The organism is Alteromonas sp. a30 (genome assembly GCF_026788005.1).
Lineage (GTDB): Bacteria > Pseudomonadota > Gammaproteobacteria > Enterobacterales > Alteromonadaceae > Paraneptunicella.
On record NZ_JABEPE010000004.1, the window covers coordinates 108,831 to 133,010 of the forward strand.

The following is a 24,180-nucleotide window of genomic DNA, read 5'->3' on the forward strand; positions in this document are numbered from 1 at the left end:
ATTTGTTAAACGGATGGCTGTTGTAACATGCCTTCTTTTTCTATGAATTGAATGATCTCAGGAACGCCCAAATTTTCCTTCAAATTGGAAAAGATAAAAGGACGATCACCCCGCATTTTTTTCGCATCGCGATCCATAACATCAAGAGATGCGCCAACCATTGGAGCTAAATCGATTTTGTTAATAATGAGTAGATCGGAGCGAGTAATTCCCGGCCCTCCTTTTCGTGGAATTTTATCGCCCGCAGAAACATCGATAACATAAATAGTTAAATCGGATAACTCTGGACTAAAGGTCGCGCTTAAATTGTCGCCGCCACTTTCTACTAGAACAAAATCTAAATTCGGATGACGCGATTCTAATTCGTCGATTGCCGCCAAATTCATGGACGCATCTTCGCGAATAGCAGTATGTGGGCAACCACCCGTTTCCACACCCATAATGCGATCGCTAGAAAGCGCATCGTGATGCGTTAAGAATTCAGCATCTTCTTTGGTGTAAATATCATTGGTGACAACTGCCATGTCGTATTTATCACGCAAGGCAAGACATAATGTGCGTAATAAAGCCGTTTTGCCGGATCCGACAGGGCCTCCTACGCCTATTCTGAGTATTTGTTTTTTCTTCATTGTGTCCTCGTTAGGATCGGAATAATCGTGAATATTGGGTTTCGTGCCATGCACTTGCCATGGCGAGTCGAGGCAAACTGTTGCCTAATTCATCGTCACTAAGGCGATTGGCGCTTTCGATGACTGGAGCCACTTGCTCGCTTAAATCGAATAACAGTTGTTGCGCTTGGGTTTGTCCAAGGGGTACAAGTTTGGTTGCGGCTGCCACTTGACTGTCGATAACCGTCCAACAAAACCCGCTTTGGGTACTGCTAATATCAAGCTGCCAAAGCCATGCGGCGCACGCGAAAGCTGCCACAAAGCTCACATTTGGTTGTTCAAACGCATTAGTGAAGGGCGTTTCATCCACGCCTTCAAGTTGGCGTAGTAAGCGCATTAGCGCCTTGCCCATTGCCACATCGGCAAAGTACATTTCTTTGCTTTCGCGGCAAGCGAGTAAGTGCTCATTCCAGTAGCGTAATTCGGTGAGTTGCTGTTGTTCAATAGCATGAAAAGCGCGCCCCAAAATGGGTAAATCGGTGCTCGCTATGCTTTCGTATAGCAATGTAAGGATCCAGCTTTTGCAACTGCTGACATCGGTTATCCAGCCTTGTTCAACGGCGTATTCCATGCCTTGGGAAAAGGAAAAGCCACCAATAGGCAAATTAGCGCTGCAAAGTTGTAACAAACGATTGAGCTTAAGCGATGGCAACATAGCATTCGTGTCCACCGAACTTCGCACATTGGCTTTAGTGGTCATGGCTGTGCTCATGCTCATGGGAATGTTCATGAGCATGCTCGTGTGAGTGATTATGCGAGTGCCCATGCCCCCCATAAGCGCCACTTTCGGGTTCAAATACGGCCGGGCTGGCATCCACATGTAAACCGTATTTTTCCACTAACTCTTGCAAAACATGGTCGGTTTTAAAGCGTAACCAACGCGCGCCTACTTGCAGTTGTGTATGGCGATTCCCAAGGTGGTAACACACTTTGCTGAACGTATGCCAATCGTCGGTACTCGCGGTAATCACGGGTTCATTCGCCCCTTTTACTTCAATGATTTTGCCGCACTCGGTTTTTAATAATTCGCCAATTTTTAACGGGTGCCCGCGCGCAACGAAAATACCAATGCTTTGCTGTGCATCCGTTATGGCCTTTATGCGCGCTTTTTGACGCGTGTCGAAATCTAGCGTGAGGCTGTCATCGGGTTGTGTCGACTGCGTTTTTTTCACGCTGAGCCGTTCATAAACTTGCAACATGCTGATTGTCCTGTGTTAATTGTTAACGATATGTTCTGCACTTATTCCTCTTTAATTAGAACAAGCAATAACGCTGCGCTAGCGGTAACTCGGTTGCCGGTTCGCAAGTGAGTAATTCGCCATTTGCACGCACTTCATAGGTTTGTGCATCCACAGTCATTTCTGGTGTCCAATCGTTGTGGATCATGTCTTTTTTGCCGATATTTCGGGTATTTCTGCAAGCACTGACCATACGCGTCATACCAACACGTTCTGGCACACCAGCATCAATGGCCGCTTGCGACAAAAAGGTCATTGAGGTAGCGCTACTGGCTTTGCCAAAAGAGCCAAATATGGGCCTAAAATACACGGGTTGAGGAGTGGGAATTGACGCATTGGCATCGCCCATTGGCGCAGCAGCAATAAAACCCGACTTCAAGATCATGGCGGGTTTGATGCCAAAAAAGGCCGGTTTCCACAACACTAAATCTGCTAACTTACCCACTTCCACCGAACCCACTTCATGGCTGATGCCATGACTAATAGCGGGATTAATCGTGTATTTGGCGATGTAACGTTTTACCCGGAAGTTGTCGTTTTGTTCAGTATCGGGGGCAAGCGGCCCACGTTGCTGCTTCATTTTGTGTGCGGTTTGCCATGTGCGGGTAATCATCTCGCCGACACGTCCCATTGCCTGAGAGTCTGAGGCAATCATGCTAATGCCACCTAAATCGTGGAGGATGTCTTCTGCGGCGATACTTTCTTTTCGAATGCGCGAATCGGCAAAGGCGATGTCTTCGGGAATACTGGAATCGAGGTGATGGCACACCATCAGCATGTCTAAATGTTCATCAACGGTATTGATAGTGTAAGGCCGAGTTGGGTTGGTCGAGGAAGGCAACACATTGGCTTCGCCACAGGCTTTAATGATGTCTGGGGAGTGTCCTCCACCAGCGCCTTCGGTGTGATAGGTATGAATCGTGCGGCCTTTAAACGCGCCAATGGTGTCTTCCACAAAACCGGATTCATTCAAGGTGTCGGTGTGAATGGCAATTTGCACATCGTACTCTTCGGCTACCGACAAACAGCAATCAATGGCTGCTGGGGTTGTCCCCCAATCTTCATGCAGTTTAAGACCACAAGCACCAGCTTCAATTTGTTCCCGAAGCGCATCGGGTAAGCTGGCATTGCCTTTTCCTAAAAATCCAAAGTTCATGGGCATTGAATCGGTGGCTTGTAGCATCTTGTGGATATTCCACGCGCCCGGTGTGCAGGTTGTGGCATTGGTGCCTGTTGCTGGCCCCGTACCACCGCCAATCATGGTTGTTACCCCTGACATTAAAGCTTCATCAACCTGTTGCGGGCAAATAAAATGAATATGCGCATCGATGCCGCCTGCGGTAAGAATTTGCCCTTCCCCTGCAATTACTTCGGTGCAAGGTCCAACTTCGATGTTGATATGATCTTGAATATCAGGATTACCGGCTTTGCCAATGGTATGAATGCGCCCATCTTTAATACCCACATCGGCTTTTACGATACCCCAATGATCGACAATCAATGCATTGGTGATCACCAAATCAACGGTATCTTCTCGGGTTGCTTGGCTTTGTCCCATGCCATCACGAATCACCTTGCCACCACCAAATTTCACTTCCTCTCCGTAGTGGGTGAAGTCTTTTTCGACTTCTATCCAAAGTTCGGTGTCGGCAAGGCGCAACTTGTCGCCCGTTGTGGGACCAAACATGTTGGCATAAGCACGCTTATCTATTTTTGCCATGGTGTTATTCCCCTTCTGCCGGGCTGTTGTTTTTGGTGCTTGCGTTATCGGTAAGCTCTCCCATCACCTCTCCTCGAAATCCATACACAGCGCGACGCCCGGCATAAGCCACTAACGTTACGCTACGAGACTGTCCCGGTTCGAACCTAACGGCCGTCCCGGAGGTGATGTCTAATCGAAATCCGCGCGTGATGTCACGGTCAAATTTAAGTGCAGGGTTTACTTCGTAAAAATGGTAATGCGAACCTACTTGAATAGGGCGATCGCCACTGTTTGCCACCGTCACTTCAATGGTTGGGCGTCCAGCATTGAGTTCGTGCTCACCAGCCTCGGTATATATTTCACCGGGAATCATCTCACCTCCTACACGATTGGGTTATGAACAGTCACCAATTTGGTGCCATCGGGAAAAGTCGCTTCAACTTGTACTTCATGCAGCATTTCAGGAATGCCTTGCATCACTTGCTCGCGTGTTAACAAAGTCCGACCATAATCCATTAATTCAGCAACACTTTTTCCATCGCGAGCGCCTTCTATAATTTCCATGGAGATAAACGCCATAGCCTCTGGATAATTGAGTTTTACGCCTCGGTTTAAACGCCGTTCAGCCAGCAATGCGGCAGTAAATAGCAGTAGTTTGTCTTTTTCTCTGGGTAATAAATCCATAGCGTTATTTACCTTCTGATTGTTTAATCTTTCTTCACATTTATTGATTTAGGTAAACCAAATGCGTGGCGATGTTGCTGCTCTAACACAATAGTAAGGGCGACAGATTTGCCACATTTGGGTGAATATTTGCTTGCATAAATCGCTACGTGAACCAAGGTAGCGGGCCAAAATCAGGCCATTAATTTGGGTGATAGAAAACGCGTGTTGTAAGTCCCTGTGAGCAAGGAGCTCGCGTATTTGTGTTATCAGGGTTTCTGCTTTTTCGGGAGAGATAATCGTAGGCGCTGACAATATAAAAGTACCAAAAACCGGAGAGCCAGCTAAGCCAATAGAGTGATCCAATAATGGGCTCTTAGACGACAAGTGAATACGGTCATGAAACAACAGATGGTTATCACAAAATACGCGATTTAATTGCGTGAGTTGGCCGTGCTTAAATGGGTCATTGGCCGCCGGCAAACCAAGGCAAATCACATCCCAGCCTAGGTAAACGGCGCTGGAGTCTATGTGAATATCCACCTGATTTAGCGCATCTGCACCATTATAGATAATGGTTTCCTGAGGCAAATGTTCAAGCACACTCTTAGCGTGCAAGTAACAAGAAACGCGCTGAATTTGTTGACTCTTTCCTATGCTGGAATCAGTCCGTGCACGATAAAATCGATTCGCGCCAGGCGTGGTGATCAGCGCTTGTGATTGTTCGCCCATGTGAATTTGAATGTCTAACTCATCGCCAGATACAATCCCTGCTGGCGGGTGCAATAAATAAAGATGCGCGCAATCTGGCCCTTCTGGGTAAAATGCTTTTTGCACTGATAACGGCCCAACCCGTTCAATATGGCTAAGGCTAGTCCCCTGACTGCGGTGCGTTAAGTGCAGATGCAACTTGGCAAACCAATGATTACCAAGGTCGATATCTGGTTGCCATGCAAGGCTTTCGTCCGACTGTTTATTATCATCCACTTCTTGAGTGTTCACGCGTACTTGGTCTCCATCGTTGCACCAAAAAGATCCAAAAAGACCAACTTGGTGCAATTTATACTCGACTCATGTCGACAATATCGGAAAACGTTTCTATTGTTGTTAACGGGTCATCGTTATTTGAACAAAAACGCGTTCCGTTTTATTGTAGAAATGTCAGACGGTTGCATAAAGTACGCCAATCACTCAACCAATTGGTCAAGATTTGCCATATAAAAAGATTTTCTTAAATATGAATAACGACTTACATTTATCTGCTACTATTTAGAGAATCGAAATTGATGATTTTAGCGGCAACTTTATTGATTAATTTCTTGTTCCTATGGGATTTGGCGCTATAATCTTGGCCCCAAAAGTTACAGTTCCTTCTCACAGGCTCAGTTGGAGAGAAATGTGAAAAAAGCAGTCTTAATGTTAGTCGTTGCTTTAGGCACGGGTTCAGTTGCCGTAGCGCAGGATGACAATCAAGCGTTAATCGAACGAATTAAGCCTCTTGGTCAGGTTCACGTTAAAGGTGCCGTTACCGAAAGTGCAGGTGGTACTCGTTCAGGTGAGGCAGTTTATCAAGCCGCCTGTGTCGCATGTCACGGAACAGGCGCATTAGGTGCACCTAAGTTGGCCGATCAAGCTGATTGGCAACCGCGAATTGACGAACGAGGTTTTGATACCTTATTAGATCACGCTTTGAACGGCTTCAACGCTATGCCAGCTCGTGGCGCATGTGGTGATTGTTCAGATGATGAAATTCAGGCCGCTATTGAATTTATGACAGATTTTAAATAAGCCTACGAGCGAAATAATCCATAATTCCATCCGTATGGTAGTGTTTTTACGGGTTCTTTCGAAGGCTACTCATCAAGTAGCCTTTTTTGTTGTTACGGTGTGCAACTAAACGCAATGTACTGAAGAAATGTGAAGAATGGTGACTCAAACACCTGCTGAAGTGCTCTCCGAAGCAGAGCTACGGGAACTGGTTCCTGAGTTACAGCAGATAGCAGACAAATACAAACGCAAAGAACTTGTTCAAACCGCGTTATTTCAAATTTCTGAACTTTCCAGCTCAGTTAGTGAGCTCACTCGCCTCTACGCCGCGCTTCACAAAATTATCGATGGGCTAATGAACGCCCGAAATTTCTATGTTGCTTATTATGATGATGTCGCCGAAGAGGTTGACTTTGTTTACTTTGTTGATGAATTCGATGAACTTAACGTAAAACAAATACCTGCCGCTGAACTCAAAAATGGCATGACCGGATACGTGTTAAGAACCGGTAACCCGTTATTTGCTACCAAAGAGAACTTTGATGAAATAGCCAATCAACTCGATATTAGGGATCTCGGTACAAGCAGCGTCGATTGGCTTGGTGTGCCATTGAAACGCGGTAGCAAAGTCATTGGGGCAATGGTGGTGCAAAGTTATGACGACTCCGTGCGGCATAATGAAGAAGACATGGAGGTGCTACAGTTCGTTTCGCAGCATATTGTCACCTCGATTGATCGCGTCAAGAACCGAGAGTTCACTGAACGCACAATTCGCGAACGTACAAAGCAGCTACGAAAAATTAACGATGAGCTTCAAGAAGAGATTCAAGAACGCCAAAAGATTGAAGATTTGCAACAAGCACTCTTTGAAATTTCGGAACTGTCTGCCGGTCTTGATGGCGATATGGAGAATTTCTATTCGAACCTGCATATTGTGCTTGCTCGCTTAATTCATGCACCAAACTGTTACATCGCCATCCATAATAAAGATGAAAATTATTTAGAATTTCCTTATTTCTCTGACGAAAGCTATGCCCAAGTTGCCCCTCGCCCACTCGGGTGGGGACTAACAGAATATGTGTTGCGGCACGGCAGAGCCGAACTGATTGGTCCCAATCGCGCAAAAGAACTTGCAGATGAAGGTGAGTTGGACATCGAAGTTGCACACCGGATGAAGCAAGGACAGAACTATTGGCTTGGCACTCCTCTAGTTGTAGAGGGAGTGGTTTCTGGCGTTGTCGGAATTCAGTCTTACAACGATAAATACAAATACCAGCCCAAAGACTTGGAACTGTTACGATATGTCTCTCATCACATTGCCGTAGCACTTGAACGCAAACATGCATCTGAAGAAATCCAAGCCTATAACCAGCAACTTACCGATAAAGTCAAAGAACGAACCGAAGAATTACACCGTGCTAATGCCAGTTTGAAAGAGCAAATAGAAGAGCGTAAGCAAATTGAACTTCGGCTTATTCATGATGCTCACCATGATTCCCTCACTGGCTTACCGAATCGCGCATTATTTACCAGCCGGGTAGAACTGGCAATTGCCAACAAAATGCGCTATCCAAAAAATAAATTTGCTATTTTATTCATTGACTTAGATCGTTTTAAACTCATTAACGACACACTGGGTCATCAAGCAGGCGACCAATTTCTAATAGAAGTGAGTCAACGTATTTCTCGTTGTATTCGAGGTCACGATTTACTGGCCCGATTAGGTGGCGATGAGTTCGTTATTTTACTCGATAGCTTTGAACGAGACGAAGACGCCGAAGAAGTCGCTGTACGTATACTTGATACCATGTCGAATGCTTTCAGTTTGGAAGGCACGGAAATGTACTCAGGTGGCAGTATAGGTATCGCCTTTATTGAGACTTGGTATAAAGAAGCTGGCGAAGTGATCCGTGATGCCGACGCTGCTATGTATCAGGCTAAATCATCAGGTCGGGGACGCTATGTAATGTTCGACCAAAGTATGCGTAAGCGCCTACTAGAAGAAGTCGAATTAGAAAACGAATTCCGTCATACCTTAAAAGACAACAACTTCGATTGTTATTCTCAACCCATTATCGATTTAAACAGCAAAGAAGAGTTGTACTGTGAATGTTACGTTCGCTGGCATCATTCTAAGCTTGGTAAGATAAAGCGAGAACGATTCTGGAATGTTGCGGAACATGTTGGCATGACACTAGAAATTGATCGCTTCATGATTGAGCAAGCCTGCCAACGCTTAAGGGAGTGGCAAGAAACGGGGAATGAACAAGAGCGCAAACGCAATATTGGCATCAACATTTCCGTCAGTCATTTAATGCACAGCAAACAGGTTAAGCAACTCATCAAGCTGATCCAAAATTCTGGCGTGCCACCGGAAAAGCTAGTATTGGAAATTGACGAAAGTCATATTAATGGTCCAATTCAACATATTCACAGCTCTATCCAAGAGCTAAAAGACCTTGGCGTAACCTTGGTTCTAGATAATTTTGGCAACGGTATGGCTTCTCTCAACTCGCTCTGTCATTTTCCGTTTGATTTCGTCAAGGTTGACCGTCATTTGATCAAGTCTCTACCGGAAAACGAACAAAATAGGCAGCTAGTTCATTCATTACAGCAAATTGCTAACAATTTTGGTTTCCGTTTAATTGCCAATGGCATAGAAGCTCCAGCGCAATTATCCGCCGTACAACAGATAGGCTGTTTATTTGCTCAAGGACGCCATATTAGTCAGCCAGTCCCCTTACTGCCAGCTCAAAAAAGCCAAACTAGCGACACGTTGCAGTCACCATCAACAAACGTTTCTTGCTAGTACGTTAGCTATCTAGTCTTTCAAAAAATCGCCCAAACTAGCACGTAAATTGGCAACACCAATTTCCGCTTTTTTCTGACGAACTTCTTTGCTGTCTTTCGGACGCTTTTGCTGCCATTCCAAATCATCCTGAGGCAACTCCATGAGAAAACGGCTTGGCTCTGTACGAATTAGCTCGCCATACTGACGGCGTTCTTTTGCGTAGCTAAAATACAACTCTCGTTGCGCCCGAGTAATACCCACATACGCCAAGCGCCGTTCTTCTTCGATGTTATCTTCATCAATGCTGGTTTGGTGTGGCAATAAGCCTTCTTCCATGCCAACCATAAATACAAATGGGAACTCCAACCCTTTGGAAGCATGGAGCGTCATAAGTTTAACAGCATCGTCATCTTCTTCCCCTTCGCCACGCTCCATCATGTCGCGCAGCATTAAGCGATTAACCACTTCTTGTAAGGTCATTGGCGGCTCTAGGTCGTCGCCTTGCAACATGCCATTGACCCAACCAAACAAGGTGCTGATGTTTGCCATCGCCATTTCAGCGGCCTTGGGACTGGTGCTGGATTCATACAAATATTCTTCGTAACCACTGCTTTTAATAAGATCGCGAATAGCGGCAACAGTGTCACCACGTTGCGCGTTATCAGAAAGCTCGACCATCCATCGACCGAAATTTTCAACCGCAGTTAACGCTTTGCCACTCAGCACATGACGAATTTGTTCCGACATTGCGGCTTCGAACATAGAACAATGCATTTGGTGCGCTAAGCCGCCAATTTTTTCCAGCGTCACGCGCCCAATGCCACGGCTTGGTGTATTGATCACACGAAGCAATGCGGTGTCGTCGTCCTGATTCACCAACAAGCGGAAATACGCCATCATGTCTTTCACTTCTGCGCGCCCGAAAAATGAGGTTCCACCACTAAGTTTGTAGGGAATTTTGTTCATGGTTAAGGCTTTTTCAAAGCCGCGCGACTGATGGTTTCCACGATACAAAATGGCGTAATCACGATACATGCTGCCATTCATGAATTTATGCGCTAGCAGTTCCGCTACCACACGCTCAACTTCATGTTCTTCAGATTTACACTCCAACACCCGCAGAATTTCGCCGTAGCCCAACTCGGAGTAAAGCTTTTTTTCGAAAACGTGAGGGTTGTTATCAATCAAAATGTTAGCGCAATGCAGAATGCGCCCCGATGAGCGGTAATTTTGCTCCAGCTTGATGAGTCGAAGATTGGGGTAATGCTCGTTTAACAACACCAAATTTTGCGGTTTTGCGCCGCGCCATGAATAAATGGACTGATCATCGTCACCAACCACGGTAAAGCGTGCGTTTTCTCCTACCAACATACGAATTAGCTCGTACTGACTGGTGTTGGTGTCTTGATACTCATCCACCAGCACGTATTTAATTTGCCTGCGCCAGCGTGTTCGCACATCTTCGTTGGCTTTAAACAGCAAGGTTGGCATCAAAATAAGATCATCAAAATCCAAGGCATTGTAGGATTTTAAATGCTGCTGATAAGTCTCATAAAACTGGGCGAAAGCAACGTCTTGCGGGTCTCTAGCGTGTTTTAAAATATGTTGCGGTAGCAGTAAGTCGTTTTTCCAATTGGAAATAGTAGACTGCAACAACTGTAACTGGTCTTTATCGTCGCCAAACTCATCGCCGACTAAATCTTTTATCAGTGCGCTGGAATCTTTGTCATCGAATAACGAGAAGCCGGGCTTCAAGCCCAACGCTTTCACTTCTCGTTTAATAATATTCAGCCCAAGGGTATGAAAGGTAGAAACTTTTAGCCCGCGCGCTTCTTGCTTGCCCATGGTTTGCGACACGCGCTCTTTCATTTCTCGCGCGGCTTTGTTGGTAAACGTCACCGCAATAATGTTACGCGCAGGGATGCCGCACTTTTGCACTAAATAGGCGATTTTATTGGTGATAACGCGCGTTTTACCACTGCCCGCTCCCGCCAACACTAGGCAAGGGCCAGAAATGTAATTTACCGCTTCATTTTGTTTAGGATTAAGTTTCATGGGCGCTCTTCAAATTTGAGCCGCGATTTTACCTGCAAGCACCCTTAAACTGTAGTTTAATTTAGGTTGGATTAAGTGAATATTGTAGAGGTTTATATCATCCCTGAAAAACACTGAATTTTCATTACTATTTAGATTTGCTTATCCCGCTCCAACACCCAACATCGAGGATTATTGGTGTAACCAATGCTCGGGTAGTAATTGTTTGCAGCGGGCGCTGAAAGAAGTATGAGTTTGCACTTTGGCCCAAGTTGTTCTTGTGTCAGTTGTTGTAATCGCTTACCGATACCTTGTTTTTGGTAGTGTTTGGATACCGCTAAATCCGATAAGTAACAGGCATAATGAAAATCGGTTAAGCTGCGCGCCACACCAACGAGTTTGCCGTTATTCCATGCGGTCACAATCAAATTGCTGTTTTCTACCATGCCTTTCATGCACTCTGCATCGCTCACTGGTCTGCGTTCGCCAAGGGTTGATTCATTTAGCAACGCGATAAATTGTTCAGCGCTAATTGGCTCGTTGATTTTGTATAAAATAGCCATCGCAGGTATTCCTTCTTTGACATAAAAAAACGGCGACATCGTGATAATGTCGCCGTTTTTACTTTACCTGCAAACTCGGAGTTGCAGAACTGTATTGCTCAATTATTTACTGACAGCTACCCGGCGCTAAACCGATAAGCGTTGACACGCCTAGCGAATCCGGTGATACGTAAGGTGCTAACGCGCCTTTACCTGCGGTTGCAAATACGTAGTCGGCTAAGTCCGTGCCGGCTGCAAAGCGATAGCTGTTGTAGGTTGCTTGGCTAGCGCTGTCGTATGACGCAACCATATTTGGCGTAACACCATGGGAAGCCGTTAAGTCACCCGGTTGGCCTTGTAATTGACATGCTGAATCGGCATACCAAACATAGCTGCCAGTCACTTCCAAACCGCCTTCGCGGAAGTCTCTTAGCAACACTTCAACCCAGTCTTGTAAATCGTCACCCTTAGAGTTGTTGATGTTGTTAAGCACCATGTTGTTATCGAAGGCAATGCGACCGCCTACACGTACGCTTAGGATGTCTTTACGATACCCGTAGAATACGTTGTTAAACATGTGCGATTGACCACGACGCATCAAGGGCACACGACGCAATGTGTTGTAGGTACTGCTACCGTAAACATCATCGGTTGTCACAAACAAGTTATTGTGAATGGTGGTAGTAATTTGCGAGTTGATGGTTCTGCTGTCGCTTGAACCGTGCAACGCCGCACGCTTAACGTTATGTAAACGGTTGAACGAAACTGTAATATCGTAAGCGCCTACTTTCACATCAAACGCTGAATCGCCGGTTTCTTCAAAGGTGTTTTGGTGGATCCAAATATCGTGAGACTCACCCGTTGAACGAATCATGTCTGGGTCAAGGTTATGATCTTCATCATGGCCTGCCCCAATAAAGCGGTTGTTGGTGATAATCACGTTTTCAGAAACATGCGTACTTGCGCCAGAGCTATCCGAACCAATTTTGAAGCCGCTGAACAAGAAGGTTACTTTAGCACCACGTCCATCAATGGTTGTGTTGGAGTTGATAAGCGGGATCTTCAATGCATTAAGCGACTTGTCGTTTATTCTGTCGTTGAAGAAAGTAGAATTACAGTTAGCGCTAGATACCCCGTGATTACTACACCATAACGTGTGGTCACGACACTCGGCCTCGGTAGCGTTATCCAATGCTTCTAATACATCTGGGTTACTACAACCGTTACGATACATCGCAAGCGTGGTGTCGTTTGCAAAGTCTTCTTTGTCGAACACGATCCAGTTAGGCGATGCGGAACTAATGGCATCTAAAATTTGCTGCTCAGGCGAAACACTGCCGCCTTTGGTGATCACAACAAGATTGCTGTTGCCATCGGCATCATAACCACCAGTGGTTTTGCCACCGAATCCAACCGGTTTACCCAAAGACTCAGATAAACACGCCACGATTTCTTGGTCACTTTGTAACGCACTGTCGTACCAGTTTACCGAATCATCGTTAACCAGAGCCGCACAATTGGCATCGCCCGGGGCGCTTACAATTGCAGTTGCCGCTTCTGAACGATAAGTTCCACCACTGGCATCGGCAACATCTACCCAGTAGTAATAGGTGCCCGGTGCGACGTTAGTGTCGGTAAATTGAGAGCCCGACACATTGGAAGCGATTAGCGTGCTGCCAGATGGGTTTGCATCGGTATCACGATAAACAGATTGATTGGCAACGTTAATTGCTGTTACCGACCAGCTTAAATCAACATTTGTGCCTGCGGCGGACGCATTTAAACTAACCGATGGTAAATCCGGTTGCTCAACATTTACGGTTGCTGTAACCGGGCTGGACTCAACGCTGTTACCTTGGTCGTCGGTAATTTTCACCCAATAATAATAGGTGCCGTTTGCCAAACTAGAATCGGTATAACTTGTGCCGGACACATTAGTTGCGACACTCACTCGCCCCGTTGGGTTGTTATCTGTGTCACGGAAAACTTCAACTGTGCTAACGTTCGCGATGTTTTCTGTGGTCCAGTTCAAAGCCACTGTGCTGCCAGTGACACTCGTAGATAACGATACCTGACCTGCCGGTGGCGGCGTTGTACCTGATCCATCGGCGTAAGTCTCAAATTCAGCCACTGCCGGCGTACCAGAAGAACTATTGATAACAAAGTTGATTTTGCGTAACGCCACAGGTGTAAAAGAGATACTACCTGACCCGGAGCCCGTAGCTAATACGTCACCAGTGTCATGGTTTACAACATTCCATGCTCCAATATTGCCTTCAAACCCTGAAGCTTCCTGAATCACAATAGAACCAACGGTGGTATTGCTACCCCATTTAATTGAAATACGTCCTGTCGAACTTGTTGGCGACCAATACGTTGAAAGATCACCGTCTCTTACGTTTCCGTAACTTGTACCGCTTGCCTTACTCGAACCATCAGAACCGGCACCAATGCTTAGATTTTCAGCTAATGCATCTGTGCAATAAAGCGCCACAATTACACTCAGGTAACGTGCGCAATGCTTAGGGATTTTAAATGTTGCCATTGTTACACCTTCTTAACATTATTATTTTAAGTCACATTTTCCAACCACGCCTCACAATGTGCCACCGGTAGCAATTAGAGTAAATTTAGTACAACTAGAACTTATTCAAAATGCTATCGATAAAACAAAATAAGAAACCAACACCATGTCAAAATTAACAACTACCAAAATAGAAAAATCATATAAACCGGAGAGGTAAGACGATTACCCCAATAACACTCTTCTTAATAACGGGTACTCATCCTTCCCTTTAATTCAACACATTCACATTGAAAAACCGAACTGCCACCGGTAGCAGTTCGGTTAATTATATGACCAACAAACCCCAATGTAAAATTATTGTTATTAAATTTATATAAATCGTTATTTTTATGTAACTTTAATTCAGTTCTACAAGCAAATTTAACGCGACGTAAGTTTGGTAACATTTCCCGCCGTATTCTATTTAGGTAAGCTCGCGTTAATTTGATAAACTTCATGCAATACCGATTAAACACATGGGTGCTAAGTTAACGCTAACGCCCCTTTATTTTATGAGTAGCCTTATGTTGGATCCGAAAAAACTCGAAGACTTAGCCAAGCAAATAGCCGATGCCGTACCACCGGGCGTGAAAAATGTGGCAGAAGGGCTGGAAACCAAGGTAAAACAAGTGCTGCAATCTCAACTTAGTCGCCTTGATTTTGTTAGCCGTGAAGAATTTGATGTGCAAACTATGGTGCTGCAACGCACTCGCGAAAAGTTAGAAGCGTTAGAAGCGCGTGTGGAAGCGTTAGAAGGCGGTTCAGAGGCGAAAAAAGATGCTGAGAAAGCAGAGTGAATCGAAAGATAACAATGCGTAAATAATACCGCCTTAACATCAGCGCCTTAGAGTTTGAATAGAGACAAATTTTTTATTCAACGCAAGGGCGCTTTTACGCTTTTACGCTTTTACGCTTTTACGCTTTTACGCTTTTACGCTTTTACGCTTTTAGCAATCAAGCGGTTGAATTAATGCGATATTTCTCAAGATAGCATCCACATTTTTAGTCCTTTAACATCCTTAAGCTAAGCGTCCTGCTAAGCCGAAGATATAAAGTGCTAAAAATGCAGGCTTGAGCAACAAAGTAAAAACGGCTAACCGCACCCCGATAAAAAGAAGCGATAAGCGGGGTTTTGTGTTTGCTCTGTATATTCATAGTTCAGTTCATTTAAGTCTTCTTTAAAACGTTCAAATTCCGGCTCTGGGATGTCGAAACCTGCTAATACCAAGCCTTCCGCTGCGCCATGATTTCGATAATGAAATAAAGTGATGTTCCAATGTTCGCCGAGCGTTTCTAAAAAGCGCAACAAGGCGCCGGGAGATTCTGGAAATTCGAAGGAGAATATCCGTTCATTCGGCAAGCTAGCAGGTCGTCCACCAACCATGTAGCGTACATGGAGTTTTGCGGTTTCATCATTTGAAAGGTCGAACCATTCATATCCTTCGTCTTCTAGCTTTTCGGTGAGCTGTTGAAATTCGGGTAAGCCATAACGTAATCGCGTACCTACAAATATATGAGCATCGTTTTCCAAAGCAAAACGATAGTTAAACTCGGTGATGGCACGATCTCCCATCAAGCGACAAAAACGCATAAACGCGCCTTTTTCTTCTGGGATTTTCACCGCAAAAACAGCTTCCTTTTGTTCACCTAATTCACATCGTTCAGACACATAACGCAAGGTATGAAAGTTGATGTTTGCACCACACAAAATACCCGCAATATTCCGTCCCGAAATTCCCTTCTCTCGTGTATATTTTCGGATAGCGGCAACTGAAAGCGCCCCGGCAGGTTCGGCTATAGTGCGTGTATCATCGAAAATATCTTTAATAGCGCCACAAATTTCGTCGGTTGAAACGGTGATGGTTTCGTCTACAAACTGCTGGCACAAGCGAAATGGCTCTGTACCGACCCGCCGAACCGCTACGCCATCGGCAAAGATGCCAACTGAGGGTAAATCTACTGGAGCCCCCTTTCCTCTCGCTGCGGTGTAACAAGCAGAGTCTTCCGCTTCTACTGCGATGATACGAATATCGGGGCGTATGGTCTTTACATAGGTGCTAATGCCTGCTGCTAACCCGCCGCCGCCCACAGCAATAAATAGCGTGTCGATATGCGGGTTTTGCTCGAGGATCTCCTTACCAATAGTACCTTGCCCGGCAATGACATCAGGATCATCAAAGGGAGGCAGCATAATATAGCCATGCTCCTCGGCCAGTGCGTATGCCTTTGCATTTGCCGTATTGAAGTTGTCGCCGTAGAGCACAATCTCAACGTTATCACCACCAAAATTACGCACGGCTTCTACTTTAATTTCAGGTGTGGTACTCGGCATTACGATGGTAGCTCGTATATTTTTGTATTTCGCCGAATACGCGACTCCCTGGGCATGATTCCCCGCAGAAGCGGCGACCACACCCCGAGCCAATTGCGCTTCGGTTAATTGACAAATCCGGTTGTAAGCCCCGCGCAATTTGAAGGATTTTACCGGCTGCTGATCTTCTCGTTTTAACCAAATTTGATTGCCTAGCTCAGCAGAAAGTCGCTGCAAGTAATTTAAGTCGGAATTCACCGCAACATCATAAACAGGTGAGCTTAAAATCTTGCGCAGATACTCAAAGGCGGTTAGTTCTTTTGGATGATGATCCTGCATAGGCATAGGCTCCTGTTATTCGGGTAACTTGCTGACATCTCTGACCGCGCCTTTATCTGCGCTGGTCGCTAGCATGGCGTATGTTTTTAGCGCCGTAGACACCGGACGCACTCGTGTAACCGGGCGCCAAGGCTTATCACTTGCCTGCATCTCAGCTCGACGCTGAGCTAACTCGGCATCATCAATAGCAAGGTTAATGCTACGATTTGGAATATCGATGCTAATGGGGTCGCCATCTTTCACTAACGCTAAAGCCCCCCCAGAAGCGGCTTCCGGTGAACAGTGACCGATAGATAACCCGGACGTTCCACCAGAGAAGCGCCCGTCGGTGATAAGCGCGCACGCTTTACCTAGCCCTTTGGATTTTAAATAAGAGGTTGGGTATAGCATTTCCTGCATTCCGGGGCCGCCTTTTGGCCCTTCATAACGAATAATAACGGCATCGCCCGCGCTCACTTCGTCATTCAAAATGCCTTGAACAGCATCGTCCTGACTCTCATAGACTTTAGCTTTGCCATTAAACACAAGAATGGACTCATCCACGCCAGCGGTTTTAACAATGCAGCCTTTTTCTGCAATATTGCCGAATAGCACGGCTAAACCACCATCTTGACTGTAAGCATGTTCAACGCTGCGGGTACAGCCGTTTTGTCTGTCGTCGTCTACGCTGTCATAGCGACAGTCTTGGCTGAAAGCTTGGGTTGTGCGAATACCAGCAGGTCCGGCTCGATAAAACGCAATTGCCTGCTCGTTGGCAGGATTGGTTACATCCCAACTATCAAGCACTTCTTGCACGGACATTCCCAGAACATGTTGGTTGTCAGCATGTAACAAGCCAGCTTTATTAAGTTCTGAAAGAATGCCAACCACGCCACCCGCACGGTGAACATCTTCCATGTGGTATTTGCTGGTTGATGGGGCGACTTTACACAGGTGTGGCACTTTACGCGACAATCGGTCGATGTCTTCCATGGTAAAAGGCACTTCACCTTCTATCGCGGCAGCTAAAAGGTGCAATACCGTGTTCGTTGAACCGCCCATGGCAATGTCCAAGCTCATGGCATTTTCAAAGGCATTGAAGTTGGCAATTTCACGAGGCAGAACACTATCGTCTTCTTGTTGATAGTAGCGCTTGCAAAGTTCGACAATCTGCTCTCCCGCCTTTAAAAACAACGTTTCGCGATCGGCATGGGTTGCCAACATAGAACCGTTCCCGGGCAAGGATAGCCCCAAAGCTTCGGTTAAACAGTTCATAGAATTGGCCGTAAACATGCCAGAGCAAGAACCACATGTAGGGCAAGCTGAACGCTCAATTTGGTCAGCATCTTCTTGGGAAACTTTGTCATCGGCTGCTGCCACCATGGCATCAACCAAGTCCAATTTGATGATTTGGTCTGATAACTTAGTTTTGCCCGCTTCCATTGGGCCGCCTGAAACAAAAATCACCGGGATATTTAAACGCATCGCCGCCATAAGCATTCCCGGCGTGATTTTGTCACAGTTGGAAATACACACTAAAGCATCGGCGCAATGGGCGTTGACCATGTACTCTACAGAGTCAGCAATTAACTCACGCGACGGTAAGCTATACAACATGCCGCTATGTCCCATCGCAATGCCGTCATCTACCGCAATAGTATTGAATTCTTTAGCGATACCACCTGCTTTTTCAATTTGTCTGGCAACCAACTGCCCCATATCTTTTAAATGTACATGCCCCGGGACAAACTGGGTAAACGAGTTGGCTACCGCGATAATGGGCTTCCCAAAATCGGCGTCAGCCATACCGGTAGCGCGCCACAAAGCACGGGCACCAGCCATATTACGACCATGAGTTGAAGTTGCAGAACGGAGTTTTCTAGCCACTGTTTTTACCTTAAATAATTCAAGTTCAGGACGACGCTATTAACGTGCATCAATCCAGCATAATTGCCCGATAGATTCCCTATATTCACACAAAAATGCATGAACATAGTGTATTTTTTAAACCGATGAGGGAGGAAGCAGGAAGCTAAGTAGATAACAGCGAGGAAGTTAGGAGTTAACAGCGGGGCTAACTCCTATACTTAAGCGTGTTTATCGCTTATTCGACCGGCGTTAACCAACCCCATTTATCTTCTGTTTTTCCATTGAATAAACCGAAAAACATTGTTTGTACTTGTTCGGTGATCTTGCCGCGCGAACCAGAGCCAACATCAATGCCATCAACGCTACGCACTGGTGTCACTTCTGCGGCTGTACCGCACATGAATATTTCGTCCGCTAAATAGAGCGATTCTCTTGGAATGTTCTCTTCACGAATCTCATAACCCAGTTCGCGCAACATGGTCATGCACGTATCGCGCGTGATACCCGGTAAAATCGCCGCCGTTTTAGGTGTAGTAGAAACAATCCCATTACGAATCACGAATAGGTTTTCGCCCGCACCTTCACTAACGTAACCGTTTACGTCTAACGCGATGCCTTCACCGTAACCATGACGACGCGCTTCCATGGAAATTAACTGAGAAGATAAGTAATTACCACCCGCTTTGGCACCAGTAGGAATGGTGTTGGCGGCCAAACGATTCCACGAAGATACTCCTGCATCAACACCGTTTTTTAACGCTTCTTCACCTAAATACGCACCCCAAGGGAATGCCGCAATAGCGAGTTCAGTTTCTTGACCAAATGGCACTTGAAGCCCCATACCAATATCGCCATAAAATGCGATTGGACGAATATAAGCAGATTCAAGTTTGTTTTCTTTAATGATGTTTAAGGTTGCTTCGTTAATTTGCTCCACCGTATAAGGGATTGTCATGCGGTAGACTTTTGCAGAATCTAACAACCTACGGTTATGTTCTTGCAGGCGGAATACACAGGTTCCTTTATCTGGCGTATTGTAAGCACGGATACCTTCAAAAACAGAAGAGCCATAATGAATCGCGTGGGTTAAGACATGCACCTGTGCCTTTTCCCAAGGAATGATTTCACCATTAAACCAAATTAAATCAGCAAGTTTTTTAGACATTGTTATTCCTATTGTGTACGCCCAGTAGCCCAATCTAAACTGATACTAAGTACTGTTGACCTAGCACTTTTACGCGGTACGCATTGCGTTTTCATGTGGCGCATTCTCGGATTGAGCTAAGTTTAAATGAATTATTCCGGCCAAATCATACAACTTATTTAGCTGATTGGTTAGTTTACTTATAGGTTGGACTCCGTCGACGGTAATGAAAACTGTCAACATATCCATCCCTTGGGGAGACACCTGTAGGCTAATTAGCTCAAAGCCTCGGTAGCGAACAACTTGCAATACACGTTCAAGAATAGCTGGCTTATTATTCACTTCTAGCTTCAAGCATTGCATGATGGTTGCTCCCACATTTTATGATTTGCCGTATTGGGTGGCACAATCGGCCACACATTTTGTTGTTCGTCTAAGCGCACATGTAATAAAGCGGCGCCTTCTTGCTCCAATAACCAATTTAAGGCTTCTTCTGTTTGGTTATTATTTGTTAGCTCTCTTGCAGTTAAACCAAACACTTGTGCCAACGCACAGAATTCAGGGTTACAGGATAAATTCGTTTCGCTGTAGCGCTCTTCGTGAAACAACTCTTGCCATTGCTTCACCATGCCAAGCCGTTGGTTATCCATAATGATGATTTTGACAGGGATACCATAGCGTTTTAACGTACCAAGCTCTTGTACGTTCATCATGAACGAACCATCACCGGACACCGAAACAACCGTATGCTGGGGACGCGCGACTTTTGCCCCGATTGCTGCGGGCAAACCAAAGCCCATAGTGCCAAGGCCGCCACTGGTTAAATGATTGCAGGGCGTTGTAAATTGCATATGTTGCGCCACCCACATTTGATGTTGACCAACATCACAAGCAACAACAGCATTTTTAGGAAGTTTTTCACTAAGGCAATGTAAAACACTTGGCGCATCGGGTCTTGCCGAAGCGGAAAAATCGCTGTACTGCACCGCCTTTTCCGCTTTGATTTGCCTTAAGTGGGCGTTCCATTCGTCGTAATCTTGGTGTGTCGTCAACAATGGCAAAATTTGCTTCACATCAGCTTGAATAGCAATGTGAGTAGCGCGGCGTTTACCCAGTTCCGCTGCATCAATATCGACATGAACCACTTTGGCGTGTGGCGCAAATTCATCTAATTTACCTGTTGCTCTATCATCTAAACGAGCACCGACGACAAGTAATAAATCACACTCTTGGACGGCGATATTCGCACCGGGTAAACCATGCATTCCGAGCATACCCAGGTAGTAAGGATGTGCGCTAGGCACACAACCTAAGCCTTTTAACGTAGAAACAGATGGCAAATGACTTCGCTCAATAAAGTCGTTTAGTTCTTGAATAGCTCCAGCCATTGCCACTCCTCCGCCCACATACAACAAAGGTTTTTGTGCTTGCTCAAGTAGTTGATTAATTTCACTAACCGGCTGTTGATGCCCATCAATAACTTGCATTTCTGATGTGGTAGAAGTTTGAGTACCTGAACTTTGCTTGATGTCGGTATCATTTAGTTCAGTCAACAGAACATCTTTTGGTACATCTAATAAAATCGGACCGGGACGACCTTCTTGTGCCAATTCCCAGCTATATTCCAGTGCAGCGGGAAGCTCACGAATATCGGTAACAAGTTCGCTGTGTTTGCAAACACTTAACGACAAACCCAATACGTCGACTTCTTGAAATGCATCTGATCCCATTGAACTGGTTGCCACCTGACCCGTGATCACTAACAAAGGCACTGAATCAAGCATGGCATCGGCTAAACTGGTGATAAGGTTGGTTGCCCCCGGACCAGAAGTGCCAATGCAAACGCCAACCGAATTGGTTGATCTGGCATAACCGATAGCGGAAAAAGCTGCACCTTGTTCGTGCCTTGCCAAGTAGTGTTTTATCGATGAATCAAGCATGGCATCGTACAATGGCATGATAGCGCCACCAGGGTAGCCAAATACGGAGTGAACCTGCTTTTGCTCCAGAAAATGCAAAATGTATTGTGCGCCGTTCATGATGACTATTTGCCTCTATCTAATGATTATCGTTTGCTTTGTGTTAAAAAATGAATGCCCTAAAACGAAAAAACCCCCGAACTTTCGTGCGGGGGTTTTTGCTAATTTGACCTTATGATTATGCCAACAGCCGCCCCCGCAGTGAGTTAATAATAATCACCACGACGTCCACGAGCACAACGCTAGCAATTGATGCTTGAATTAAACGTTTTGTACTGTGGGCTAGTTGCATAAAAAATCTCTTTTGTTAAATTGCTTTTTAAGAAATAACATACAATTTTTGTGCAGGGCAAGCTTTAATTTCCCATTTTTCAAAAAAAGTAAAATTAGTGACTGTATCCTAATAAAAACCAGAAAATAGCGATCATACTTAACATTTTGTTTGCAACATCCAACCCAAAACAGGATAAACATCCTAGTATCAAGAGCCTATTTCTATTTTTTCATTTTCTCAAAAGACAACATTTACAAACATCACTTTTTTGCCATAATTAGCTCCGAATGTAACACATTGTTACTACTAGGACTAAAAAACAACAATCAAACATGGAGAGTTGGTTGCGAAGCTAAGCCGTATCCAGCGTCAACAACAAAATGAAACAACAATTCACAATAAAAACCCCGCTTTCAATAGCACTACTTTGTCTTTCTTTTTTAGTGATTCAAGGCTGTAATTCAACCAGTAAAGCATCTACCGTTCGAGCACTTACCACTAACGTAAACAGCGATACTAAAGTGTTGCTGATGCCGTTGGATGTGGAGCTATCTGTGCTCACCGCCGGTGGGCTTAACGAAGTGAACGCCAAGTGGACAAAAGATGCCAAAGGCCATATGGAAAAAGCGATTGAGTTTCAACTTAGTCGCAACAACCTCAACATATTAGATTATCAATCACCTACAGATGACATTAACTCGGCTAACGTTCAACTGGAAAAGTTGCACGAAGCTGTGGGTTATAACGTGCTAGTGCATCACTTTGGTCAGTCTAAATTGCCTAATAAAAAACACCAATTTGACTGGACACTGGGTGAAGATGCCAAATTACTAAAACAACAAACGGGCGCAGATTACGCCATGTTTGTATACGTGCGCGACAGTTATTCCAGTGGCGGCAGAGTGGCAATGCAAGTTGGGTTGGCGCTATTAGGCGTTGGCGTAACCGGCGGTATGCAAGTTGGTTTCGCCTCATTGGTCGACCTCAACTCTGGCGATATTGTATGGTTTAACCAGTTAGTGAGTACTTCCGGCGACTTACGCAAAGCACATGGTACGCAAAAAACCGTTGCCAATTTGTTAACGGGTTTACCTTCGCCTCGCGCAACGAGCGTTAAAGGAAGCTAGCCATGCTTCTTACATGGACTCGCACGCTGTATTTGATACTAATAAGCAGTTTACCCTTTGCTAATGCTGCGCCACTTGGCATTAGTTTAGAACCGTTATTAAAGGTCAATTACAAGCCGAGCTTAGGCACAGATGAAGGCGGTTTTTGGTATCAAGTTGAAAAACTTGAACAAGAAACCAAGCGCTCTCCATACCGAATTACCGACCCGGCAATTAACCAATATTTGGAAAAGTTGGTGTGTGATTTGGCGGGAGAGTATTGCGCTAGCATACGCGTGTATTTAATTGATAATCCCGGTTTTAACGCATCTATGTACCCAAATGGCATGATGCACATTTGGAGTGGATTGCTACTCCGTGTAGAAAACGAAGCGCAATTAGCGGCAATTCTAGGCCACGAAATTGGTCATTATTTAATGACACATCAATTGCAGCGCTACAGAAACGTTAAAAACACCACGTCTTTTTCTGCATTCCTTGATGTTGGCATTGCCGCATTAACAGGTATTCACGGGCTTGGCACACTCGCCATGCTGCCATCCGTATATGCTTTTAGTCGCGACCAAGAACACGAAGCCGACACTATCGGACTCGAACTCATGGCACTACGCGGCTACGATCCCATTCAAGCAAGCAAAGTCTGGGAAGGCATTATCGAAGAACGGGAAGCGGACCAAAGTAAAGAAAGTCCAAGCCTATTTTGGCAAACACACCCTTCATCAAACAAACGCGCCGACAAGCTACGAACTGAAGCACAACGCTTAAGTTCCCTGAATGAACACGCTGAAAGCATCAATCAAGCTGAGTACATTGAAGTTGTCAGTCAGGTTTATCCTCAAATAATGGCAAACCACATTAGTCTTCAAGAATATGAGCAAGCCGAAGTGCTGTTACACAAGCACGAAACCCTTGGCTATTCACCGGCGAATGTGAGTTTCTTCTTGGGAGAACTTTATCGTTTGCGTGGACAAAACGACGATATAAAACTGGCTATGAACGCTTATCAACGCGCCATTTCATTTGAAGATTCGCCCGCAGAGGCTCACAAACAACTTGGTTATCTCTTCATAAAAGAAAACAAGAAAACACAGGCATTTGTGCAATTTCAGCGCTATTTGGAAAAGAATCCAGACGCCACGGACAAAGCCATGATTAATTACTATTTAACGACGTTAAGGTAAGGACAC

At 45.3% G+C, this 24,180-nt stretch carries 20 protein-coding genes; 5 read left to right on the forward strand and 15 right to left on the reverse strand.

Annotated elements, in window-relative coordinates; genetic code table 11:
• Positions 1-5 precede the first annotated feature (5 nt).
• From ureG to HJG39_RS05825, 7 genes are read right to left on the reverse strand one after another with little or no spacing between them, the layout of a single operon-like run.
• Positions 6-629 carry an urease accessory protein UreG gene (ureG, locus tag HJG39_RS05795; protein ID WP_268407729.1) on the reverse strand — a complete coding sequence of 208 codons (624 nt, stop codon included), beginning with the start codon at positions 627-629 and terminating at the stop codon, positions 6-8.
• 10 nt (positions 630-639) lie between these two features.
• Positions 640-1,398 (reverse strand): urease accessory protein UreF, encoded by a 759-nt coding sequence (locus HJG39_RS05800; RefSeq protein ID WP_268407732.1) that lies wholly within the window; start codon positions 1,396-1,398, stop codon positions 640-642.
• Positions 1,358-1,867, reverse strand: a complete 510-nt coding sequence (gene ureE / locus HJG39_RS05805) for an urease accessory protein UreE (protein WP_268407735.1) — start codon at positions 1,865-1,867, stop codon at positions 1,358-1,360. Before ureE ends, HJG39_RS05800 begins: the two co-directional genes overlap by 41 nt.
• A 55-nt stretch (positions 1,868-1,922) precedes the next feature.
• Positions 1,923-3,626, reverse strand: coding sequence for an urease subunit alpha (ureC, locus tag HJG39_RS05810; RefSeq protein WP_268407738.1), 1,704 nt, complete (start codon positions 3,624-3,626; stop codon positions 1,923-1,925).
• Between the two features lie 4 nt (positions 3,627-3,630).
• Positions 3,631-3,981, reverse strand: coding sequence for an urease subunit beta (locus tag HJG39_RS05815; protein WP_268407741.1), 351 nt, complete (start codon positions 3,979-3,981; stop codon positions 3,631-3,633).
• Positions 3,982-3,989: 8 nt separating this feature from the next.
• The gene (locus HJG39_RS05820; RefSeq protein ID WP_268407745.1) at positions 3,990-4,292 is read right to left on the reverse strand and encodes an urease subunit gamma; all 303 of its coding nucleotides are present in this window, start codon (positions 4,290-4,292) and stop codon (positions 3,990-3,992) included.
• A 48-nt stretch (positions 4,293-4,340) separates the two neighbouring features.
• Positions 4,341-5,273, reverse strand: a complete 933-nt coding sequence (locus HJG39_RS05825) for an urease accessory protein UreD (RefSeq protein ID WP_268407748.1) — start codon at positions 5,271-5,273, stop codon at positions 4,341-4,343.
• Between the two features lie 414 nt (positions 5,274-5,687).
• Between HJG39_RS05825 and HJG39_RS05830 the strand changes: the two genes are divergently transcribed.
• Positions 5,688-6,059: a c-type cytochrome gene (locus tag HJG39_RS05830; RefSeq protein ID WP_268407986.1), complete on the forward strand. Its 372-nt coding sequence runs from the start codon at positions 5,688-5,690 to the stop codon at positions 6,057-6,059.
• Positions 6,060-6,195: 136 nt separating this feature from the next.
• Positions 6,196-8,847 (forward strand): sensor domain-containing diguanylate cyclase, encoded by a 2,652-nt coding sequence (locus HJG39_RS05835; RefSeq protein ID WP_268407751.1) that lies wholly within the window; start codon positions 6,196-6,198, stop codon positions 8,845-8,847.
• 12 nt (positions 8,848-8,859) lie between these two features.
• Here HJG39_RS05835 and rep read toward each other — a convergent pair whose 3' ends face one another.
• From rep to HJG39_RS05850, 3 genes are all read right to left on the reverse strand, one after another.
• Complete coding sequence (rep, locus tag HJG39_RS05840) at positions 8,860-10,884, reverse strand: DNA helicase Rep (protein WP_268407754.1); 2,025 nt, start codon at positions 10,882-10,884, stop codon at positions 8,860-8,862.
• Positions 10,885-11,015: 131 nt separating this feature from the next.
• Positions 11,016-11,426: a GNAT family N-acetyltransferase gene (locus HJG39_RS05845; RefSeq protein WP_268407757.1), complete on the reverse strand. Its 411-nt coding sequence runs from the start codon at positions 11,424-11,426 to the stop codon at positions 11,016-11,018.
• Positions 11,427-11,532: 106 nt separating this feature from the next.
• Complete coding sequence (locus HJG39_RS05850) at positions 11,533-13,950, reverse strand: pectate lyase family protein (RefSeq protein ID WP_268407760.1); 2,418 nt, start codon at positions 13,948-13,950, stop codon at positions 11,533-11,535.
• Between the two features lie 545 nt (positions 13,951-14,495).
• On the opposite strand from HJG39_RS05850, the gene ubiK reads away from it, so the two are divergent.
• Positions 14,496-14,768, forward strand: coding sequence for a ubiquinone biosynthesis accessory factor UbiK (ubiK, locus tag HJG39_RS05855; protein WP_268407763.1), 273 nt, complete (start codon positions 14,496-14,498; stop codon positions 14,766-14,768).
• Between the two features lie 296 nt (positions 14,769-15,064).
• Here ubiK and ilvA read toward each other — a convergent pair whose 3' ends face one another.
• The 5 genes from ilvA to ilvG form a co-directional block, all read right to left on the reverse strand.
• Positions 15,065-16,621, reverse strand: coding sequence for a threonine ammonia-lyase, biosynthetic (gene ilvA / locus HJG39_RS05860; RefSeq protein ID WP_268407766.1), 1,557 nt, complete (start codon positions 16,619-16,621; stop codon positions 15,065-15,067).
• A 15-nt stretch (positions 16,622-16,636) separates the two neighbouring features.
• The gene (ilvD, locus tag HJG39_RS05865; RefSeq protein ID WP_442781008.1) at positions 16,637-18,442 is read right to left on the reverse strand and encodes a dihydroxy-acid dehydratase; all 1,806 of its coding nucleotides are present in this window, start codon (positions 18,440-18,442) and stop codon (positions 16,637-16,639) included.
• 262 nt (positions 18,443-18,704) lie between these two features.
• A complete protein-coding gene (locus HJG39_RS05870) occupies positions 18,705-19,634 on the reverse strand; it encodes a branched-chain amino acid transaminase (protein WP_268407772.1) in 930 nt (309 codons plus the stop codon).
• A gap of 69 nt (positions 19,635-19,703) precedes the next feature.
• Positions 19,704-19,976: an acetolactate synthase 2 small subunit gene (gene ilvM / locus HJG39_RS05875; RefSeq protein ID WP_268407775.1), complete on the reverse strand. Its 273-nt coding sequence runs from the start codon at positions 19,974-19,976 to the stop codon at positions 19,704-19,706.
• Positions 19,964-21,652, reverse strand: coding sequence for an acetolactate synthase 2 catalytic subunit (gene ilvG, locus HJG39_RS05880; RefSeq protein WP_268407778.1), 1,689 nt, complete (start codon positions 21,650-21,652; stop codon positions 19,964-19,966). Before ilvG ends, ilvM begins: the two co-directional genes overlap by 13 nt.
• A gap of 594 nt (positions 21,653-22,246) precedes the next feature.
• Between ilvG and HJG39_RS05885 the strand changes: the two genes are divergently transcribed.
• Both HJG39_RS05885 and HJG39_RS05890 read left to right on the forward strand, forming a co-directional pair.
• Positions 22,247-22,993, forward strand: coding sequence for a hypothetical protein (locus tag HJG39_RS05885; RefSeq protein WP_268407781.1), 747 nt, complete (start codon positions 22,247-22,249; stop codon positions 22,991-22,993).
• A gap of 2 nt (positions 22,994-22,995) precedes the next feature.
• Complete coding sequence (locus HJG39_RS05890; RefSeq protein WP_268407784.1) at positions 22,996-24,174, forward strand: M48 family metallopeptidase; 1,179 nt, start codon at positions 22,996-22,998, stop codon at positions 24,172-24,174.
• Positions 24,175-24,180 lie beyond the last annotated feature (6 nt).

Excerpts from the sequence above, each read along its gene's own strand:
- ureG (WP_268407729.1), bottom strand. The coding sequence starts at position 629 with ATGAAGAAAAAACAAATACTCAGAATAGGCGTAGGAGGCCCTGTCGGA.
- HJG39_RS05800 (WP_268407732.1), bottom strand. The coding sequence starts at position 1,398 with ATGAACATTCCCATGAGCATGAGCACAGCCATGACCACTAAAGCCAAT.
- ureE (WP_268407735.1), bottom strand. The coding sequence starts at position 1,867 with ATGTTGCAAGTTTATGAACGGCTCAGCGTGAAAAAAACGCAGTCGACA.
- ureC (WP_268407738.1), bottom strand. The coding sequence starts at position 3,626 with ATGGCAAAAATAGATAAGCGTGCTTATGCCAACATGTTTGGTCCCACA.
- HJG39_RS05815 (WP_268407741.1), bottom strand. The coding sequence starts at position 3,981 with ATGATTCCCGGTGAAATATATACCGAGGCTGGTGAGCACGAACTCAAT.
- HJG39_RS05820 (WP_268407745.1), bottom strand. The coding sequence starts at position 4,292 with ATGGATTTATTACCCAGAGAAAAAGACAAACTACTGCTATTTACTGCC.
- HJG39_RS05830 (WP_268407986.1), top strand. The coding sequence starts at position 5,688 with ATGTTAGTCGTTGCTTTAGGCACGGGTTCAGTTGCCGTAGCGCAGGAT.
- HJG39_RS05835 (WP_268407751.1), top strand. The coding sequence starts at position 6,196 with ATGGTGACTCAAACACCTGCTGAAGTGCTCTCCGAAGCAGAGCTACGG.
- rep (WP_268407754.1), bottom strand. The coding sequence starts at position 10,884 with ATGAAACTTAATCCTAAACAAAATGAAGCGGTAAATTACATTTCTGGC.
- HJG39_RS05845 (WP_268407757.1), bottom strand. The coding sequence starts at position 11,426 with ATGGCTATTTTATACAAAATCAACGAGCCAATTAGCGCTGAACAATTT.
- HJG39_RS05850 (WP_268407760.1), bottom strand. The coding sequence starts at position 13,950 with ATGGCAACATTTAAAATCCCTAAGCATTGCGCACGTTACCTGAGTGTA.
- ubiK (WP_268407763.1), top strand. The coding sequence starts at position 14,496 with ATGTTGGATCCGAAAAAACTCGAAGACTTAGCCAAGCAAATAGCCGAT.
- ilvA (WP_268407766.1), bottom strand. The coding sequence starts at position 16,621 with ATGCAGGATCATCATCCAAAAGAACTAACCGCCTTTGAGTATCTGCGC.
- ilvD (WP_442781008.1), bottom strand. The coding sequence starts at position 18,442 with ATGGCTGGTGCCCGTGCTTTGTGGCGCGCTACCGGTATGGCTGACGCC.
- HJG39_RS05870 (WP_268407772.1), bottom strand. The coding sequence starts at position 19,634 with ATGTCTAAAAAACTTGCTGATTTAATTTGGTTTAATGGTGAAATCATT.
- ilvM (WP_268407775.1), bottom strand. The coding sequence starts at position 19,976 with ATGCAATGCTTGAAGCTAGAAGTGAATAATAAGCCAGCTATTCTTGAA.
- ilvG (WP_268407778.1), bottom strand. The coding sequence starts at position 21,652 with ATGAACGGCGCACAATACATTTTGCATTTTCTGGAGCAAAAGCAGGTT.
- HJG39_RS05885 (WP_268407781.1), top strand. The coding sequence starts at position 22,247 with ATGAAACAACAATTCACAATAAAAACCCCGCTTTCAATAGCACTACTT.
- HJG39_RS05890 (WP_268407784.1), top strand. The coding sequence starts at position 22,996 with ATGCTTCTTACATGGACTCGCACGCTGTATTTGATACTAATAAGCAGT.